Genomic DNA, 16,959 nt, shown 5'->3' with positions numbered 1-16,959 from the left:
CGCATGACGAAACCGAGGCTCAAATGTCAAATTCATTCCACTAGCATGAATTGCGGCTGAGGCCGAATAACGGTAAAAGGCAGCATGAGCGAACAGAGCCTTGCGATCTCCAAAATCAGCGATCTCGCCAATCCCACCCGGTTTCTGGCGCTGGTTGCCCGTATCGTGCCGTGGATGGCGGCTTTGACCGCCGTTCTTTTTGTCATCGGCCTCTATTACAGCCTGACATCGGAGCCGGATTATCAGCAGGGCGATACGGTCCGGATCATGTATATCCATGTGCCTTCCGCCTGGCTTGCCATGATGTGCTATACGATCATGGCGCTGTCGGCCATCGGCACTCTGGTCTGGCGCCATCCGCTGGCCGATGTCAGCCACCGCGCAGCAGCGCCGCTGGGGGCGGTCTTCACTTTCACCGCGCTGGTCACCGGCTCTTTCTGGGGCAGGCCAATGTGGGGCACATGGTGGGCCTGGGGCGATGCGCGGCTGACCTCGGTCTTCATCCTGTTTCTGATGTATCTCGGACTGATTGCGCTCAACCGCGCCATGGACGATCCTGCGCGGGCAGCACGTGTCAGTGCGGTTCTCATTCTGGTCGGCTTCGTCAATATTCCGATCATCAAATTCTCGGTGGACTGGTGGAACACGCTGCATCAGCCGGAAAGCGTCTTTCGCATGGGCGGACCGACGATTGCTCCGGAATTCCTCAGGCCGTTGATGATCATGGCCTTGGCCTTTACCGCGCTGTTCTTCACGCTGCATCTTCTGGCCATGCGCAATGAAATCTGGCGCAGACGCATCATCGCCCAGCGCCGCATGGCTGCACGTCTGGCGGCGCGGGAGCAGGCGGAATGAAATATGCCTTTTATATTGACACCGCCTATGGCGTGACGGCTGTCGCCATCATCGTGACCATTGTCTGGATCTGGATTGAAGGCCGCATCCGGCAAAAACAGCTGGCGGCGCTGGAAAAGGCCGGTCATGGCCGCCGTTCCGCCCGCCCGCCGCAGGAGTTGGAGCGGTGAGCGAAAAAACCCGACCGACATTTTCCCGCTTTATCATGGCGGCCATTCCGCTTGCGGTTTTTGCCGGTTTTGCCGGTATTGCCGGGAAAATGCTCTATGAGCAGGATGTGGAGGGTGTGAGCGCCAGCGAAATTCCCTCTGCCCTGATCGGTAAAAAAGCCCCGGCGCTCGATCTACCAGCCCTGCCGGGTGCGCATGTTCCGGCGCTGACCACGGCTGCGATTTCCGGCAGGCTGGCGCTGGTCAATGTCTTTGCCTCCTGGTGCGTGCCCTGCCGGGATGAACATCCCGTTCTTCTGCAACTGAGCAAGGACCCGCGCCTGACCATTGTCGGCATCAATTACAAGGACAGGAGCGACAATGCCCTGAGATTCCTTGGCGATCTCGGCAATCCCTACAAGGCGATCGGCATCGATCCGCAGGGGCGTGCGGTCATCGACTGGGGGGTCTATGGCGTGCCGGAAAGCTATCTGATCGCCCCTGACGGCACGATCCTTTACAAGCGCGTCGGGCCGTTCGATGCCCAATCCGTGGAGCAGGGGCTTTATCCGGCGATTGAAAAGGCACTTGCGCATCAAGGGGCAGCTCAACCGGACAAAGCCGTTAAAGCGCCCCCTGCCACGCCTTGATTGCCTCCACCGGCCAGACCAGCATCAGCACATTGAGGGTCAGGTTGTCGCGGATGAGGTAGCCGGTCAAAAGCTCGAAAAACACGGCGATAGCAACCGTCAGCCAGACCGGCGCGCGGGCGGCGAAGAGGAAACCTGCCGCCATGAACAGCGTATCCATGGCCGAGTTCAGAATGCTGTCTCCGGCATAGCCGACCGCCATGGTGGTGGCGCGATAACGGTCGATGATGATCGGTGAATTTTCCAGAATTTCCCAGAGGCTTTCGATCAGGGTGGCAAGCGTCAGCCGCTGGCCGAATGTGCCCCTGCGCAGCACGAGCCAGCCAAGACCGTAGAAGAGAAAACCGTGAATGATATGAGAGGGCGTATACCAGTCGGCGATATGCTGGGAATTTCCCGGCGTGTTGACGCCGGGCTCGAACAGTTTGACATAGCCGCAGGCGCAGATCCAGATGCGACCCATGGCATGTTCGCTCACCACCTGGGCGATGAGAATGATAAGAGGAACGATCAGCCAGAAAGAAAGAGCCTGCGTATTGTGCGGCTTTTTCACCTGTGCCGTCACTTCTGGCCCTCCTTTGCCTTGTTATCCAGCGAGTGCTTCATGATCAGCGGCATCTGGGCGAGCGTGAAGGCAATGGTGATCGGCATTGTGCCCCAGACCTTGAAATTCACCCAGACCGTATCGGAAAAATTGCGCCAGACGGCCTCGTTCAGCACGGCGAGAAACAGGAAGAACAGGCCCCAGCGCAGGGTCAGTTTTTTCCAGCCCTCGTCATCGAGCTGGAAAGCGGCATTGAACACATAACCAAGCAGAGAACGGCCAAAGGCAAGCCCGCCGAGCAGCACCACGCCGAACAGCGCATTGACGATGGTCGGCTTCATCTTGATGAAGGTTTCGTCCTGCAGCCAGATCGACAACGAGCCGAAAATCAAGACGACGACGCCGGAGACGAAGGGCATGATCGGCAGGTGCTTGAAGACGATTTTCGAGACGATCAGCGCCAGAACCGTTGCCGCCATGAACAGGGCCGTAGCGATGAAGAGCGGTCCGCCGATTGCAGAGAGTGCCGGAAATTTCGCCGCCAGCCACTCGGCCTTGGTGTTGCCGAAGAAAAACACCATCAGCGGCCCAAGCTCCAGCGCCAGCTTGAGCAGCGGGTTGTGCTTTTCCGTTTCGCTGGGATTTGGGCTGAGGTGGTGCTGGTTCATCATCCTACCATCGTCAAAGGTTATTACTGACAGTGCCGGTTTCACGGGCAAAGCCGGGTTCAGGGGGCGACACCGGCAATGGCACGGGCAAAATCCTCGGCCTCGAAGGGTTCGAGATCGTCAATGCCTTCGCCGACACCGATGAAATAGACCGGCAATCTGTGTTTGGCGGCAATCGCCACCAGAATACCACCGCGGGCCGTTCCGTCGAGCTTGGTCATCACCAACCCGTTCACACCTGCGATATTGCGGAAAATCTCCACCTGTTGCAGGGCGTTCTGGCCGGTGGTGGCGTCGAGTGTTTGCAGCACGGTGTGCGGCGCATCGGGATCGAGCTTGGCCAGCACACGGACAATCTTTTCCAGCTCCGCCATCAACTCGGTCTTGTTTTGCAGGCGACCGGCGGTATCGATGATCAGCACATCGGATTTTTCCGCCTTTGCCTTCTCGAAAGCGTCATAGGCAAGACCTGCGGCGTCGGCACCAAGTTTTGTCCCGATAAAGGTGGAGCCGGTGCGATCCGCCCAGATTTTCAGCTGCTCGATGGCGGCGGCACGGAAAGTGTCGCCCGCCGCCAGCATCACCTTGAGGCCCGCGCCGGAGAGTTTTGCCGCAAGCTTGCCGATGGTGGTGGTCTTGCCGGTGCCGTTGACACCGACCACCAGAATGACATGCGGCTTGTGATTGAGATCGAGCGCCAAAGGTTTGGCCACCGGCTTCAGCACCTTGGTGATTTCCCCCGCCATGATGCGGGCCACATCATCACCGCTGACATCCTTGCCATAGCGCTCGGAGGAGAGTGCATCGGTGACGCGCATGGCGGTCTCGACCCCGAGATCGGCCTGGATGAGCAGGTCTTCCAGCTCTTCCAGCGTGTCTTCATCCAGCTTGCGCTTGGTAAACAGCGCCGAAATCTGTCCGCTCAGCTGCGTGGATGTGCGAAAAAGCCCGGCCTTGAGACGCTGGAACCAGGAGAGTTTCGGCTGCGCCTGCGGTGTTTCATCTGCAACCGGCAGGTTGGTGGCAAAGCCCTTCGGCAAGGCAATGTCGCTCTTTTGCGCTTCGGCGTTCTGCGTCTCACCATCGTCTTCGCCCGCGACAGATGTTTCTGGCTCAGGGCTGGGCAAAGTGTCGTCCAAGCCATGTTGGTCAACGGCTTGGGCCTCGGCGGCGGCAGCAGGATCGTCTTCAGTCTCTTGCCGTTGCGGGGTGGCAATTGCCTCTTCCTGTTCCGTCTCCGACGTCAGGTCATCGGCGGGGCCGCCTGCCGTTTCCATCTCTTCCGGCAGAACCGGGTCTTCGGCAAGCGGCAGATCCACCGGCGTCTCGATGACCGGCTCGACAGGATGTTCGGCGACCTCGAGCGGCTCCGGCTTTGCGTCTTGTGCACCGTCTTTCGCGGCGTCCTTGCCGAAGGTAAAGACTTTCTTGATGAAACCGAGCGCCATGGGTCTTCTTTATCGTCTCAGGCGGCGACATGCGCTGCCGGTTCAAAATTCAGGTGCCGGTCATTGTGGCCGGCAATGGTGACCTCGGCAAGCATGCCGGGGGCAAGGCCCGGCGCGGCAACGAGGGTGAAGTCTTCCGTATGCGCCATTTCATTGCGCTCGACCAGCAGCTTCTGCCTTGTACCGACCAGCCTTTGCAGATGGGCCTTATGTAAGCTTTCGGCCACGATGCGCAAGCGGGCGGCGCGGGCTTTCACAAGTCCCCTGTCCAGTTGCGGCATGCGCGCCGCAGGCGTGCCGGGGCGCGGGCTATAGGGGAAGACATGCAGATGGGCAAGGCCGATCTCTTCCGCCAGCCTTGCAGAATTTTCCGCCATGTCTTCCGTTTCCGTCGGAAAGCCGGCGATCATATCGGCACCGAAGCTGAATCCAGGGCGCAGCTCCCGCACCTGCCGGGCAAAAGCCAGCGCATCGGCATGGCTGTGGCGACGCTTCATCCGCTTCAGGATCATGTCGTCGCCATGTTGCAGCGACAGATGCAGATGCGGCATGAAGCGCGGTTCTTCAGCGATCAGATCGAAAAGATGTGTGTCGGCCTCGATGCTGTCGATGGAGGAGAGCCTCAGCCGCAGGATTTCCGGCACCTGCTTCAGCAGGGTCTTGGCCAGAAGCCCCAGCGTCGGCTGGCCGGGCAGGTCGGCGCCATAACTCGTCGCATCCACCCCGGTCAGCACCACTTCGCGGTAGCCGCTTTCAGCGAGTTTTCGGGCCTGTTCGATCACCGACCCCATCGGCACCGAGCGGGAATTGCCACGCCCGAAGGGGATGATACAGAAGGTGCAGCGATGATCGCAGCCATTCTGCACCTGCAAAAAGCCGCGCACATGGCCATCGATATGGCTGACCATCTGTGGCGCGGTTTCGGTGACGCTCATGATGTCGTTGACGAGGATCTTTTCTTCCGCCGCAACACCGAAATCCGGCAGATGCCGGTAATGTTCTGCCTTGAGCTTTTCCTCATTGCCGAGAACGGCGTCGACTTCGGCCATGTTGGCAAAGCCTGCGGCGTCGGTCTGGGCGGCGCAGCCGGTCACGATGATGCGCGCTTGCGGATTTTCCCGCCGCGCACGGCGAATGGCCTGGCGTGCCTGGCGCACCGCCTCGGAGGTGACGGCGCAGGTATTGACCAGAATGGCGTTTTCCAGACCGGCCTTGGCGGCTTCGGCCTTCATCACTTCCGATTCATAGGTGTTGAGGCGACAGCCAAAGGTGATGACCTCGATTATGGCGTTCCGCTCCCGATCCGAACTGGTCACGAGGCCGCTGCTCCGTTTGCCGGATCGTCGAGCCGCTCCCATGCACCGCTTGCCGGATCAAGCCGGCCCGCCCATTCCCATTCGGCGGGGCCCGTCATGACCACCTTGTTGTCGCTTTCGCGCCAATCGATGGTGAGCGCCTGCCGGTTCGGGCTGGAGGCGACGGTGACGGCAACCTTGCGCCCCGTGCGCCCGGTGCGCGCACCGGAAACGGCAGCGGCGCAGGCGGCAGAACCACAGGCCAGCGTCAGCCCCGCACCGCGCTCCCAGGTGCGCGTCACCATTTCGGTGTTCGAGATCACCTGGGCAAGGGTGATATTGGCCTTTTCAGGAAATATCGGATGGTTTTCCAGAAGCGGACCGAAGCGTTCGAGATCATAGGTCATCGGGTCGCGATCGACCCAGAAGACGGCATGGGGATTGCCCATGGACATGGTCGAGGGTGAATGCAGCACCGGCTGATCGATCGGCCCGATCTGCAATTCGATACGGGCTGTGTCGTGAAATTCCTCGGCAAGCGGGATGCGGTTCCACTCGAAGACTGGCTGTCCCATATCGACGGAAATCGTGCCGTCCTCATGCTCGATGGCATTGAGAATTCCGGCCATGGTCTGAAAGGTGAAGGCCTTCTGCCCGGTTTCTGCCGCCAGCGCCTGCACGACACAGCGTGTGCCGTTGCCGCAGGCCTGGGCCAGCGTGCCATCGCAATTGATGATGTCGATATAGGCGAAGGTGGCAGGGTGTCTCGGATCGTGGATCGCCATGATCTGGTCAAAACGGGTGGCCGGATCGGCCGCAAGAGCAATGGCGGCCTCAGGCGTCACCCTGTCGGTCCGCCCGCGCATATCGACGACGAGGATCTTGTTGCCAAGCCCGTTCATCCGCGCAAAATCGACCCTGCTGTCCATATGTTTCACGATCCCGTTTGCTGTGTCTTTGCCGGACGTCCGCCTGCGCATTCGACCGATGCGAAATCTTCTTCGCCTAACCTATCATGGTTGCGGAACGTCGAAAACCTCGCCCGCGTTGAGCGCACGAAACCGATCCGGCTCGATGTCGGCTGCGATCAGCGCCTGCTGCAACTGTTCCGGCGGCTCGCCCATCGGTTCATCGGTCAGACGGAAGGTGCCGAAATGGTGGCCTATGGCGTAAGAGGCCCGGCAGAGACGAAAACCTTCCACCGCTTCCTTCGGGTCCTGATGCTGTCCGCGCATGAACCAGCGCGGTTGATAAGCGCCGATCGGCAGGATGGCAAGGCGGAATCCGCCATATTTTTCCGCCGCCGCGCGATAGTTTATCCCGTTGTGAAATCCCGTGTCACCAACATGGTAGATCGACCCTGAGGAGGTGGTCAGGACAAAGGCCGCCCATAGCGCCATGCAGCGGTCTCCGACACCGCGCGCCGACCAGTGATGGCAGGGTTCAGCGGTGATGGTGATGCCATCCCATTCGGAAAAACCTTCACCCCAGTCGAGCGAGACGATTTTGGCCGCAGACAGGGTCCGACGGATCAGGGTCTCATTGCCCAGAGGAGTGATGATGATCGGGTGAAACTCATCCTGAAGACGCTGCAGCGTCTCGAGATCGAGATGGTCATAATGATTATGGGTGACCAGAACGGCATGAATTTGCGGCAGGTCCTGAAAGCGTATGCCGGGCTCGATCACCCTGCGCGGCCCAAGGCTCGTAAACGGACTGGCGCGCCTCGACCACACCGGATCGGTCAGCACATTCAGCCCGTCCGTCTGGATCAGCATCGAGGCATGGCCGATCATGGTGACCCTGAGATCGGCTCCGGCGACGTGAGGCGGCGCCTTGACCGGCCCCTCCGGCAGGCTGACCCGACGTGGCCATCGGGCAGGCTTGCCCCTCAGTTTCCAGCGCAGAATATCAGCAGCACCCAAGGGCGGCACGCCGCCCGGATTGAAAAAACGGGTTCCGTCGAAATGATCTGTCACCGGGCCTGAATAATAAGGGTTCTTCACGCGGTTTCCGTTTGTTCCGAACGTCTCAGAGGATTCATAGAGCATGATATGTAAACCCGACTCGCCTTCATAAAAAGGGGGGGGCACACAATCTTGATTATGTACAGACAGGCTTGACCAGGCGCAGGCATGGCCTTGCCGCAGCAGAGGTGGTGACTGCGGCCCGATATCCAAAGAAATGCATGCAATATCTTGGTCGGGCGTCGTCATGCACGGAACATCAATGTCAAACTCCATTCAGTCCACCAGAGTCGGTGAGACATGGGAGTTTGTCAGGGAAACGTATGCCTTCCTCAACGACGCAAGGTCAGTCCACAAGACCGAAGGCATAGAGGAGCGGCAGAGCTGCCAGAACGAAGACCCCGATCAGAAACAGGCATCGCCTTGGCTTTGCACCATCAAAAACCAGAGAGACGACAAGACCGCCCCCCCCTCCCAGCAAGGCCAGCCCCAAGGCCAGATAGACCATCGGCTGGGCCAGCAGCAAAGCAGCGACACCCGCCCCTGCCATGAGGCCTCCCGTAAGCCGCCAGACGGCTTTTCCTTGACGGTGCCCTTCAACGAAAGCCTGGAACATCCCGGGAGTGACAATCATCAAGAGCCCAATCAGCGACAACAGTACCGATCCCGCATAGGCGAGTTGCTCGCCAGGATCTGTCGGAAAATAAAATTGCATGTCACCTCCCGGTTCAGTACGCAGCCCGCCAACTGTATCTCTTGTCCTCTTTTCTGCCTGAGAACAGGCAGAAGCGATGGCGGTTTATAAGAAGCTTTGCGGATCGACATCCACCTGTATCTGCAAGGAGCGGCGTTCTTTTGGCGCCTGTTCCAGCATCACGCGGACAAAACCCTGCATATCGCTAGATTTTGCCCCATGGATCAGCAGCCGAAAGCGATAACGCCCTCTGATCAGCGCCAGGGGCGCCTCCGCCGGTCCAAGGATGGCAATCCCCTTGGCTGGAGGAGCAGCCTGCCGCAAAGCCCGGGCATGGGCCTCCGCATCGGCCCGATTGTCCGCCGAAACGATGATGGACACCAACCGCCCGTAAGGCGGCAAAAGCGCCCGCTCACGCTCGGCAATCTCACGCTGGTAAAACGCCTCGGCATCCCCGGAAACGATCGCCTGCATCACCGGATGCTGCGGCTGATAGGTCTGCAACAAACCATGGCTCTTGAGGCCGGTTCGCCCGGCCCGGCCTGTCACCTGGCTCAAAAGCTGAAATGTCCGTTCTGCCGCGCGCGGATCGCCATTCGCGAGGCCAATATCCGCATCGACAATCCCCACCAGCGTCATCAGCGGAAAGTTATGCCCTTTGGCGACGAGCTGTGTGCCGATGACGATATCCGCTTCCCCCTTGGCAATGGCTTCCAGTTCCAGCCTCAGACGTTTGACACCACCGAGATCGGATGACAGCACCAGAATGCGTGCCTCGGGAAAATGCTTTTCCGCCTCCTCGGCAATGCGCTCCACCCCGGGCCCACAGGCAACGAGATGGTCCAGCGTGCCGCATTCCGGGCAGGCATGCGGGGTTGTTTCAGCATAGCCGCATTGATGACACTGGATTTGCCCGCGAAACCGATGCTCCACCAGCCAGCTTGAACAATGTGGACACTGAAACCGATGGCCGCAGACCCGGCAGAGCGTCAGCGGCGCATAACCGCGGCGATTGAGAAACAGCAGCGCCTGCTGCTTTTGCGCAATTGTCTTGCCAATGGCGCGCAACATGACGGGCGAGAGAAAACCGCCGCGTTCAGGCGGATGTCGGCGCATATCGATGAGGTGCAGGTCCGGCATGGCGGCATCGGCAAAACGGGTCGGCAGATGAATGCGCTTGTAACGGCCTGCAAGACTGTTGACCTGGCTTTCCACCGAGGGCGTTGCAGAGACCAGCACAAGGGGGATGGAGGCAAGACGCGCCCGGACCACGGCCATGTCCCGGGCATTGTAGAACACCCGGTCCTCCTGCTTGAAGGCCGGGTCATGCTCCTCATCGACGATGATCAGGCCCAGATCGGCAAAGGGCAGAAACAGGGCCGAGCGCGCGCCTGCCACGACACGGATATCGCCGCTGCCCGTCTGCCGCCAGACCTTTTCGCGGGTGCGGGTGGCCAGATCGGAATGCCATTCCGCCGGTCTGGCGCCGAACCGGTCTTCGAAACGCTGCAGAAATGCCGTCGTCAAGGCAATTTCCGGCAAAAGAATCAGCACCTGACGTCCCTGTCTCAGGGTCTCGGCAATCGCCTCGAAATACACCTCCGTTTTGCCGGAGCCCGTAACGCCATCAATGAGACTGACGGAAAAACCGCCCTGGCGCACATCCTCGATCAGTATCTCGGCGGCCTCCTGCTGCACGCCCGCCAGCCGATGCGGCGTATAATCCGGATCAGGAGCGGCAACCAAGGGCGGCGGCGGCAGGAACACCGTTTCAAACACGCCCTGCTTGACCAGACCGTCAATCACCGAGAGCGAGACACCCGCAGCATGGGCAAGCCCGCTGCGCGTCCAGCTCAAACCGTCGCGGGCCAGTTCCAGCGCCTTTTGCCGTGCCGGTGTCATCCGCTCCGGTACATGGCCGCAAAAGCGCAAACCTTCAACCATCGGCTCGGGATCGAGCGCTGCCGGTGCGCGCAAGGCCATGCGCGCCACCAGCCCCGGCGGCGACAGCGTGTAGGAAGCGACCCAATCGATAAACCGGCGCATGGTCGGATCGAGCGGCGGACAATCGAAGACCTGTTCGATGGGGCGAAGCTTGCGGCTGTCGATCACCGCATCTGCGTTTTTGCCATCCTCGTCCCAGACCACGCCGATCACCTTGCGCGGGCCAAGTGGCACCTGCACGACAGCGCCCGGTTCAGCCCGCAACGGTTCCGGCAAGGCATAACTATAGGGTCCCGGCGTCGGCAAGGGCACCAGAACAGACACAGTTTTTTGCGCAGCCGGCTTTTGCACCAGCGGGCCGAACAGATCCGACGATTCGCGTTTCATCCCGAAGACCATGCCGTGTTCCGGCCCAAAATAAAAGACGGCTGCGACGACAGGGCACAGGTCAAAACCGATCTTGGCATTGAATGGCGGCATGACGCCTGTTAAGCCAGTCCATGTTTGTTGCGGGAAAACAGATGGGCGGCATGAAGCGAATGGGACGGATGGCTGTGCACGCGCTTTGCGTGCTGGCTTTGGCCGCCATTGGTTTTGCCCATGTGATGCCGACGATGGTGGCCGATGCCGGCAATGTTGCCGATCTTGCCGCCTATCGCCTGCCTGACGGCTCTCTTCCAAGCCTTTGCGTGACGGACAATGAGGGCACAGCGCAAGAGAAACAGCATCACCACCTGGTGGATCGCCCCTGTCCGGCCTGCCGCATCAACGCTTCGACCCTGCTGCCGAGCCCGCCCGCAACGGCGATGTCCGTGCGGGACTGGTTTTTCATCGATGCTCCTGAGAGCGCGCAGCCTTTGCTTCTGGTGCATGAGCTTGCCCTCCTGACGCTGGCCCGCCCTCCACCGACCCTGATGACTGTCTGAACACCCCATTGTCAAACAGCATCCAGAAGGATCGTCATCATGAAAACTCCATTTGCTCGCCTTGGCGCCCTTGCCTTTGCCGCCACCCTTGCCTTGACGGCCCAGGCCTTTGCCCATGCGCATCTGAAAACCATCGTCCCGGCCGACAAGGCCACCGTGGCGACCGCACCGAAACAGCTGGTCCTGAACTTCACCGAAGAGCTGAACCTGAAATTCTCCGGCATTGAATTGACGGGTCCGAAGAATGAAAAAATCAAAACCGGAACGGAAAGCCTGAGCCAGGACAAGAAAACCCTGACCGTGCCGCTCGAGGGCACGCTCGCACCCGGCGCCTACATGGTTGACTGGCACGCCCTGTCTGAGGACGGCCACAAGACCCACGGCATGACCAGCTTCACCGTCAAGCCGTGAGCCCGGAACAAATCCTCATCGTCAGCCGCTTTGCGTTTGACAGCGCGGCCCTCCTGTTATGGGGGGGCCATGTCTTCCTGTGGATCGTGCTGACCGACCCGCTCAGCGCCCGGCTGGAAAGGCGGCTTGCTCCCCTTTACGATCTGGCGATCACCGCGCTCATTCTGGGTCTTGCCGGAAAATGGGCCGCCACCATTGCCCTGATCGGCAATGGCTGGAGCGATCTCGGCCATGTTTCCCTGATCCGCGACATTCTCCTCGACACCCGCACAGGCCTGCAACTGGGCATACAGATGGCGCTGACTCTGGCTCTGCTGGTGACCTATGGTCTTTCCAAAGCCCGCAGACCTCAGAGTGTCAGCCTGTTGGCGGCATTGCTGCTGGCCAGCATGGCCATCAGCGGTCACGCCGCCATGCATGACGGGCTTCTCGGCACGCTTCTGTCGGCCAGCATGGTTTTGCATATTCTGGCCGCCAGCGCCTGGCTCGGCTTTCTGCCGCCTGTGGTGGTGCTGCTGGAAAAGCTGGCGTCTTCTCCCCGTGACCGGGATGAGAGCATGGAGGGGTTGATCCGCTTCTCGACACTGGGTCATGTCGCCGTGGCCGTGACCCTGATCACCGGAACGTTGAACAGCTGGCTGATTGTCGGCACACTCTGGCTGCGGCTGGACGTTCCCTATCAGCGGCTTCTAGCGGTGAAAATCCTGCTGGCACTGGTCATGACCGGCCTTGCCATCCTCAATCGCTATCGCTTCGTTCCCCGGCTGAAAACCAGCCCGGACAAGGCGCTTCACACCATTCGTTCGGCCACGCTGGCGGCCATCGCGCTGGGGCTTGGCGCCATCGCTCTTGTGGCGGCTTTCGGCATCATGGATCCAACGCCTTATGCCTGAGCCGGAAGGTTGCAATACCGGCGATATGCCTCACCCAACCCGGGTTTCAGCGCTTCGATCAGCGGCAGACAGGCCAGTACGGCCTGCTCCGGCTGATCATGCTTGTCGAAATCCGCCATGGCCCGATGAACGGCCTCAGGAAACCGCTCAGGTTGCGATGCCAGATATTCACGGAAGTGATAGAAATACATTTCCTGGGCATTGGCGAGCAATGCTTCCTGTCGGACCGCAGCCGAAAGCGGCAGACCATCCCAGGCGAGCAGACCATGCAAATCCAGACCTTGCAACAGGAACAGATAATCTACCGCATTTTCCGGCAAGCCCGCCTGCTGCATCAGCCGCTTAACAGCACCGTCCTGCCTGACAGGATCGCTCCACTGCTCGAAATCATAGAGATAGACCCGTGCCGGATCGGCCAGCACCTTGCCGCAGGCCAAAAGGGCAAATATCATGCTCCAGTCGCCATAGGCACCGCGGGTCGGATGGTGCCGCTCGAACCGCTTGACGATAGCGGCAAACACCGCACTGCGATAAATGCTATAATAGAGTGCATTGTTGCCGCCATTGGTATGGCTGTATTGGCGGAACCGCTCATGCGGCCCCTGCCCATCGATTGAAGCACAAGTGATATGTCTGATACCGGTCGCGTCCTGCCACGTCAGCGTCTGCGGTCGCACGGCAACCACATCGGCGGCAAGTTCGGCCAGATCGAGCGGGACAATGTCATCCAGCAAAAAGACCGCATCGTCATCGGCCATCGGCATCAGAAACGGCGTCTCCACCTGTTCCAGCGCCATGACGAGATTGGCCATCGCATCGCAACCAACCGTGTCAATTCGCCGAAGCCGGGGGCCCAGACTCTGGAGCCAGTCAGCCTTCAGCGGATCGGCGGAATTATCCGCGACAATGATCTGAGCATCCGTTTTTTCGGCATAGACCAGCGTCGTTTCAATCGAAAATCGGCATTCGGGCAGGCTGCGCCGGCTGGGCAACACAATCGTCAGCAAACGCATCAATGAAAAGACCCTTGTGAATCCGCGAGAGCTTATCGCGAAATACATCTATTCAACGATACTGACAAGAAAATAAGGAGATGCCTTATAAATATCCTCCAAGTTTAAGGAGGATCTGGAGCGGGCGAAGGGATTCGAACCCTCGACCCCAACCTTGGCAAGGTTGTGCTCTACCCCTGAGCTACACCCGCTCACTAGATCATCGGTTCGGGGTAGTTCGCTGAACCGAAGGTCGCTTGTTTGCGGCGACGGGGGCTATATGACCCAACTGATTTGCGAATGCAACAGGGAAATGACAGTTTGTCGGAGATTTTTTCCAACTCCTTGTGAAGTCATTGCGAAAACTGGAAAATTTCCAATCCTGACACAGGCTGATTGCCTTGCGGGCCACCAACCCTTATGACTGACAGCCGACATTGAAAACCTGTCGCCGTGAATGCGATCATCGCGACATGTTCCAGGCAGGACCAGCATGACAAGCAACACCCCGAAGACCCGTGACCAGCTTTTTGCCTTTCTCGACAACCTTGGCATTCTCCACACCACGAAAACCCACGCACCGGTTTTTACCGTGGCGGAGGCGGTGGCACTGCGGGATGAAATTGCCGGCGCCCACACAAAAAACCTGTTCGTCAAGGACCGCAAAGACCGCTATTTTCTTCTGGTCGTGGAGGAAACCGCCACAGTCGATCTGAAAACGGTTCATCAGGTGGTTGGGGCAGCCAGCAAATTCTCTTTTGGCAAACCTGAACAGCTTATGGAATTTCTGGGCGTCGTGCCGGGGTCTGTCACCGCCTTTGGCGCGATCAACGATGTGGACAAGGCCGTTACCATCGTGCTCGACAGCGAGTTGATGACCCATGAGATCATCAACTGCCACCCCCTGTCCAACGATGCCACGACCTCGATCCGCAGCCAGGATCTCATGCATTTTCTTGAGGCGACGGGACATCACCCGCTTGTCTTGAAAGTAACGTCCTGACATACGATTTATACCATCAGGAATGGTGCAGTATGCGCGAGACTGTTTCCATCCGGTTCGAAGATCATCCTTGCGCAGAATGCGCTGACAAGAGCCAACACATCGTCCAATGTCTGCTCGAACCGGGCCTGGGCCGGGCCGGATTGAAGAGCATAATCCGACCGGAGTGAAACGAGGCTTTCACTTTCGCCGGAAGACAGACGAAACACAGGATTCATGATGTCCGTGCCGTTCGCTCAGAACCGGATGGACATCAACAAAACAGGGTCGGGAGACGGCAATGAGCAATACAGGCAATCCTTATGGTGGCTTTGCGGGGCAGATGACCGGACAGGTCAAGTTTGGCGCAGACACCCCACCCCAGGCCGCCGGTGGTCTGATCAAGGATACGACCACCCAGACATTCACCAAGGATGTGCTGGACGAATCGCGCAGACAGCCGGTGCTCGTGGATTTCTGGGCGCCATGGTGCGGGCCCTGCCGACAACTGACCCCGGTTCTTGAAAAGGTTGTGAATGGCGCCAAAGGACGGGTGAAGCTGGTCAAGATGAATATCGACGACCATCCCTCCATTGCCGGTCAGCTCGGCATTCAGTCCATTCCCGCCGTCATTGCCTTTGTTAACGGTCGCCCTGCCGACGGCTTCATGGGCGCCCTGCCGGAAAGTCAGGTACAACAGTTCATCGATCGTCTGGGCGGCCCGGAAGGCGGCGCCGATCAGGCCGAAGAAATCGAGATGGTGCTGGAAGAGGCCGCAGGCCTCCTCGATCAGGGCGACTATGAAGGGGCAGCCCAGCTTTATGCCGCCATCAATCAGGCCGATCCGGACAATTCGAAGGCTGTCTGCGGCATTGTCGAATGCCTGATCGGTCTCAACCATCTTGCCCGGGCACGCGAGGTGCTGTCCGGCCTCTCCGAGACGCTGGCCAAGGCCGCCGACATTCAGGCAGTGACGAAAAAGCTCGACCAGATCGAAGAAGCGCGCAAACTGGGAGACCCGGTGGCGCTTGAACATCAGCTGACGCTGTCGCCGGACGACCATGATGCACGGATGAAGCTTGCCAAGATCCGCAATGTCGAGGGCAAGCGACAGGAAGCAGCCGAGCATCTTCTGACGATCATGAAAAAGGACCGCGCCTATGACGATGACGGTGCGCGCCGGCAGCTTCTGCAGTTTTTTGAAGTCTGGGGCCCCACCGATCCGGCAACGATACAGGCACGCCGCAGACTTTCCGCCATGCTGTTTTCCTGAACCGCGATCAGGATGGCAAGGGGGCAAACCGCCATCGCGGCCGTGTAAAACGGCATGACCGCAGAGCGAGTGCCTGAACCGGTCCGGCAGAGGTTTTCTCTGAAAGGCCCGGGTTTCCAGACGATCACAGGAGATGACAATCATGTGCGCGGTCGGAAGCGTTTCCTGTTTTTGCCGTCAGGCAGATAGAGTGGGTAGCGTGTGGCGGGTCGGAAAACCGGTTCCCACTTTTCCGGACAAGAAATGAAGAGAAGATCGTTTGTCTGATCGGAAAACCGGTTCCCACTTTTCCGGACAAGAGATGAAGAGAAGATCGTTTGTCTGATCGGAAAACCGGTTCCCACTTTTCCGGACAAACTATGTGGAGGATAAGATGCAAGTCGGCAATGCCCGTTATCTGACAGCAGAGGATCTGCCCGAAACCGTGCCGGTTTTTCCCCTGACGGGTGCTTTGCTGCTTCCGGCAGGACAATTGCCGCTGAACATTTTCGAGCCGCGCTATCTTGAACTGTTTGATTTCGCCCTGCGTGGCAACCGGCTGATTGGCATGGTTCAACCCTCTCTGACAGAGCCTTCGCCAACCGATGGCGGTCAGGCGGCCCTTGCCCCGGTTGGCTGCCTTGGCCGGATTACCTCCTTTGCCGAAACCGGGGACGGACGCTATATCGTCTCGCTCAGTGGTCTTTGCCGGTACAGGGTGATCAGCGAGGTGCGCTCGCATCATCCTTTCCGGCAGATCAGGATATCGCCCTTTGTTACCGACCTGAGCGCCGCCCAGGAAGAAGAGAGCGTCGATCGCAGCCGTCTTCTGGCAACCTTTCGCGCCTATCTCGAAGCCAACACGCTGGAAGCCGACTGGGACAGTGTTCAGCGGGCCAGCAACCTGACTTTGGTGAATTCGCTCTCGATGATGTCCCCCTTCGGACCAGCGGAAAAACAAGCGCTTCTGGAAGCCCCGGATCTCAAAAGCCGTGCTGAAACCCTGATAGCCATTACGGAAATCTATCTGGCGCGCGGATCGGGCGAGTCCGACCGGACCCTGCAGTAAAGGGGATACCATGGATCATCGTATGCATGGGGCAGACCCCAAGATGCTGGAGCTTCTCGTTTGCCCCCTCACCTATGGCCGCCTGACGCTGGATCGTGACCGCAACGAACTCGTCTCGGAAAAGGCAAAGCTCGCCTATCCGATCCGCGACGGCATACCGATCATGCTGGTCTCTGAAGCCCGCAAGATCGAGGATTGAACATCTGCAACATCCTGTATT

Annotated in this window: 20 protein-coding genes and 1 tRNA gene; 10 read left to right on the top strand and 11 right to left on the bottom strand. The window is 59.3% G+C overall.

Going from position 1 to position 16,959, the window contains the following annotated elements; translation table 11 throughout:
• Positions 1–84 precede the first annotated feature (84 nt).
• The 3 genes from NAC44_RS13660 to NAC44_RS13650 are packed head-to-tail and all read left to right on the top strand — an operon-like array spanning position 85 to position 1,654.
• On the top strand, positions 85–855 hold the full coding sequence (locus NAC44_RS13660; RefSeq protein ID WP_250941604.1) for a heme ABC transporter permease: 771 nt from the start codon (positions 85–87) through the stop codon (positions 853–855).
• On the top strand, positions 852–1,025 hold the full coding sequence (ccmD, locus tag NAC44_RS13655; protein WP_250941603.1) for a heme exporter protein CcmD: 174 nt from the start codon (positions 852–854) through the stop codon (positions 1,023–1,025). Before NAC44_RS13660 ends, ccmD begins: the two co-directional genes overlap by 4 nt.
• A gap of 35 nt (positions 1,026–1,060) precedes the next feature.
• Complete coding sequence (locus NAC44_RS13650; RefSeq protein ID WP_250941897.1) at positions 1,061–1,654, top strand: DsbE family thiol:disulfide interchange protein; 594 nt, start codon at positions 1,061–1,063, stop codon at positions 1,652–1,654.
• Here the strand turns inward: NAC44_RS13650 and NAC44_RS13645 are convergent.
• From NAC44_RS13645 to NAC44_RS13610, 8 genes are all read right to left on the bottom strand, one after another.
• On the bottom strand, positions 1,629–2,168 hold the full coding sequence (locus NAC44_RS13645) for a DUF2585 domain-containing protein (RefSeq protein ID WP_274706910.1): 540 nt from the start codon (positions 2,166–2,168) through the stop codon (positions 1,629–1,631). The two genes, NAC44_RS13650 and NAC44_RS13645, sit on opposite strands and share 26 nt — an antisense overlap.
• A 47-nt stretch (positions 2,169–2,215) precedes the next feature.
• On the bottom strand, positions 2,216–2,866 hold the full coding sequence (locus NAC44_RS13640) for a septation protein A (protein WP_250941602.1): 651 nt from the start codon (positions 2,864–2,866) through the stop codon (positions 2,216–2,218).
• Between the two features lie 59 nt (positions 2,867–2,925).
• Complete coding sequence (gene ftsY / locus NAC44_RS13635) at positions 2,926–4,314, bottom strand: signal recognition particle-docking protein FtsY (RefSeq protein WP_250941601.1); 1,389 nt, start codon at positions 4,312–4,314, stop codon at positions 2,926–2,928.
• A 17-nt stretch (positions 4,315–4,331) separates the two neighbouring features.
• A complete protein-coding gene (mtaB, locus tag NAC44_RS13630; protein WP_420839938.1) occupies positions 4,332–5,630 on the bottom strand; it encodes a tRNA (N(6)-L-threonylcarbamoyladenosine(37)-C(2))-methylthiotransferase MtaB in 1,299 nt (432 codons plus the stop codon).
• Complete coding sequence (dapF, locus tag NAC44_RS13625; RefSeq protein ID WP_250941891.1) at positions 5,627–6,538, bottom strand: diaminopimelate epimerase; 912 nt, start codon at positions 6,536–6,538, stop codon at positions 5,627–5,629. The genes mtaB and dapF overlap by 4 nt, the downstream gene beginning before the upstream one ends.
• Positions 6,539–6,622: 84 nt before the next feature.
• On the bottom strand, positions 6,623–7,660 hold the full coding sequence (locus NAC44_RS13620) for an MBL fold metallo-hydrolase (RefSeq protein WP_250941599.1): 1,038 nt from the start codon (positions 7,658–7,660) through the stop codon (positions 6,623–6,625).
• A 262-nt stretch (positions 7,661–7,922) separates the two neighbouring features.
• Positions 7,923–8,291 carry a DUF4345 domain-containing protein gene (locus NAC44_RS13615; RefSeq protein ID WP_250941597.1) on the bottom strand — a complete coding sequence of 123 codons (369 nt, stop codon included), beginning with the start codon at positions 8,289–8,291 and terminating at the stop codon, positions 7,923–7,925.
• Between the two features lie 84 nt (positions 8,292–8,375).
• On the bottom strand, positions 8,376–10,601 hold the full coding sequence (locus tag NAC44_RS13610) for a primosomal protein N' (RefSeq protein ID WP_250941889.1): 2,226 nt from the start codon (positions 10,599–10,601) through the stop codon (positions 8,376–8,378).
• A 143-nt stretch (positions 10,602–10,744) separates the two neighbouring features.
• On the opposite strand from NAC44_RS13610, the gene NAC44_RS13605 reads away from it, so the two are divergent.
• Genes NAC44_RS13605 through copD form a run of 3 tightly spaced genes read left to right on the top strand, consistent with a single transcriptional unit; the run spans position 10,745 to position 12,444 of the window.
• Positions 10,745–11,140, top strand: coding sequence for a hypothetical protein (locus NAC44_RS13605; RefSeq protein WP_250941595.1), 396 nt, complete (start codon positions 10,745–10,747; stop codon positions 11,138–11,140).
• A gap of 39 nt (positions 11,141–11,179) precedes the next feature.
• Positions 11,180–11,551, top strand: a complete 372-nt coding sequence (gene copC, locus NAC44_RS13600; protein WP_250941593.1) for a copper homeostasis periplasmic binding protein CopC — start codon at positions 11,180–11,182, stop codon at positions 11,549–11,551.
• Positions 11,548–12,444, top strand: a complete 897-nt coding sequence (copD, locus tag NAC44_RS13595; RefSeq protein WP_250941592.1) for a copper homeostasis membrane protein CopD — start codon at positions 11,548–11,550, stop codon at positions 12,442–12,444. Before copC ends, copD begins: the two co-directional genes overlap by 4 nt.
• Here the strand turns inward: copD and NAC44_RS13590 are convergent.
• Together NAC44_RS13590 and NAC44_RS13585 are read right to left on the bottom strand one after the other, a co-directional pair.
• Positions 12,435–13,457: a glycosyltransferase family protein gene (locus tag NAC44_RS13590; RefSeq protein ID WP_250941591.1), complete on the bottom strand. Its 1,023-nt coding sequence runs from the start codon at positions 13,455–13,457 to the stop codon at positions 12,435–12,437. The two genes, copD and NAC44_RS13590, sit on opposite strands and share 10 nt — an antisense overlap.
• A gap of 116 nt (positions 13,458–13,573) precedes the next feature.
• Positions 13,574–13,648, bottom strand: a tRNA-Gly gene (locus tag NAC44_RS13585).
• Positions 13,649–13,929: 281 nt separating this feature from the next.
• On the opposite strand from NAC44_RS13585, the gene NAC44_RS13580 reads away from it, so the two are divergent.
• The gene (locus tag NAC44_RS13580; RefSeq protein WP_250941590.1) at positions 13,930–14,439 is read left to right on the top strand and encodes a prolyl-tRNA synthetase associated domain-containing protein; all 510 of its coding nucleotides are present in this window, start codon (positions 13,930–13,932) and stop codon (positions 14,437–14,439) included.
• An 8-nt stretch (positions 14,440–14,447) separates the two neighbouring features.
• Here the strand turns inward: NAC44_RS13580 and NAC44_RS13575 are convergent, their stop codons facing one another.
• The gene (locus tag NAC44_RS13575) at positions 14,448–14,657 is read right to left on the bottom strand and encodes a hypothetical protein (protein WP_250941589.1); all 210 of its coding nucleotides are present in this window, start codon (positions 14,655–14,657) and stop codon (positions 14,448–14,450) included.
• A 62-nt stretch (positions 14,658–14,719) separates the two neighbouring features.
• Here NAC44_RS13575 and trxA point away from each other — a divergent pair, with 62 nt between their 5' ends.
• The 3 genes from trxA (at position 14,720) to NAC44_RS13560 (ending at position 16,938) form a co-directional block, all read left to right on the top strand.
• The gene (trxA, locus tag NAC44_RS13570) at positions 14,720–15,691 is read left to right on the top strand and encodes a thioredoxin (RefSeq protein ID WP_250941588.1); all 972 of its coding nucleotides are present in this window, start codon (positions 14,720–14,722) and stop codon (positions 15,689–15,691) included.
• Between the two features lie 373 nt (positions 15,692–16,064).
• Positions 16,065–16,739 carry an LON peptidase substrate-binding domain-containing protein gene (locus tag NAC44_RS13565; RefSeq protein WP_250941587.1) on the top strand — a complete coding sequence of 225 codons (675 nt, stop codon included), beginning with the start codon at positions 16,065–16,067 and terminating at the stop codon, positions 16,737–16,739.
• Positions 16,740–16,749: 10 nt separating this feature from the next.
• Entirely contained in the window at positions 16,750–16,938 is a 189-nt protein-coding gene (locus NAC44_RS13560; RefSeq protein WP_250941586.1) for a Trm112 family protein, read from the top strand.
• The last annotated feature ends 21 nt before the right edge of the window (positions 16,939–16,959 follow it).

Origin of the sequence: Allorhizobium sonneratiae (genome assembly GCF_023700755.1) — a bacterium.
GTDB classification, from domain to species: Bacteria; Pseudomonadota; Alphaproteobacteria; order Rhizobiales; family Rhizobiaceae; genus Allorhizobium; species Allorhizobium sonneratiae.
The sequence above is the reverse complement of the archived record's forward strand: the minus strand, read 5'-3'. Positions and strand labels throughout refer to the sequence as shown.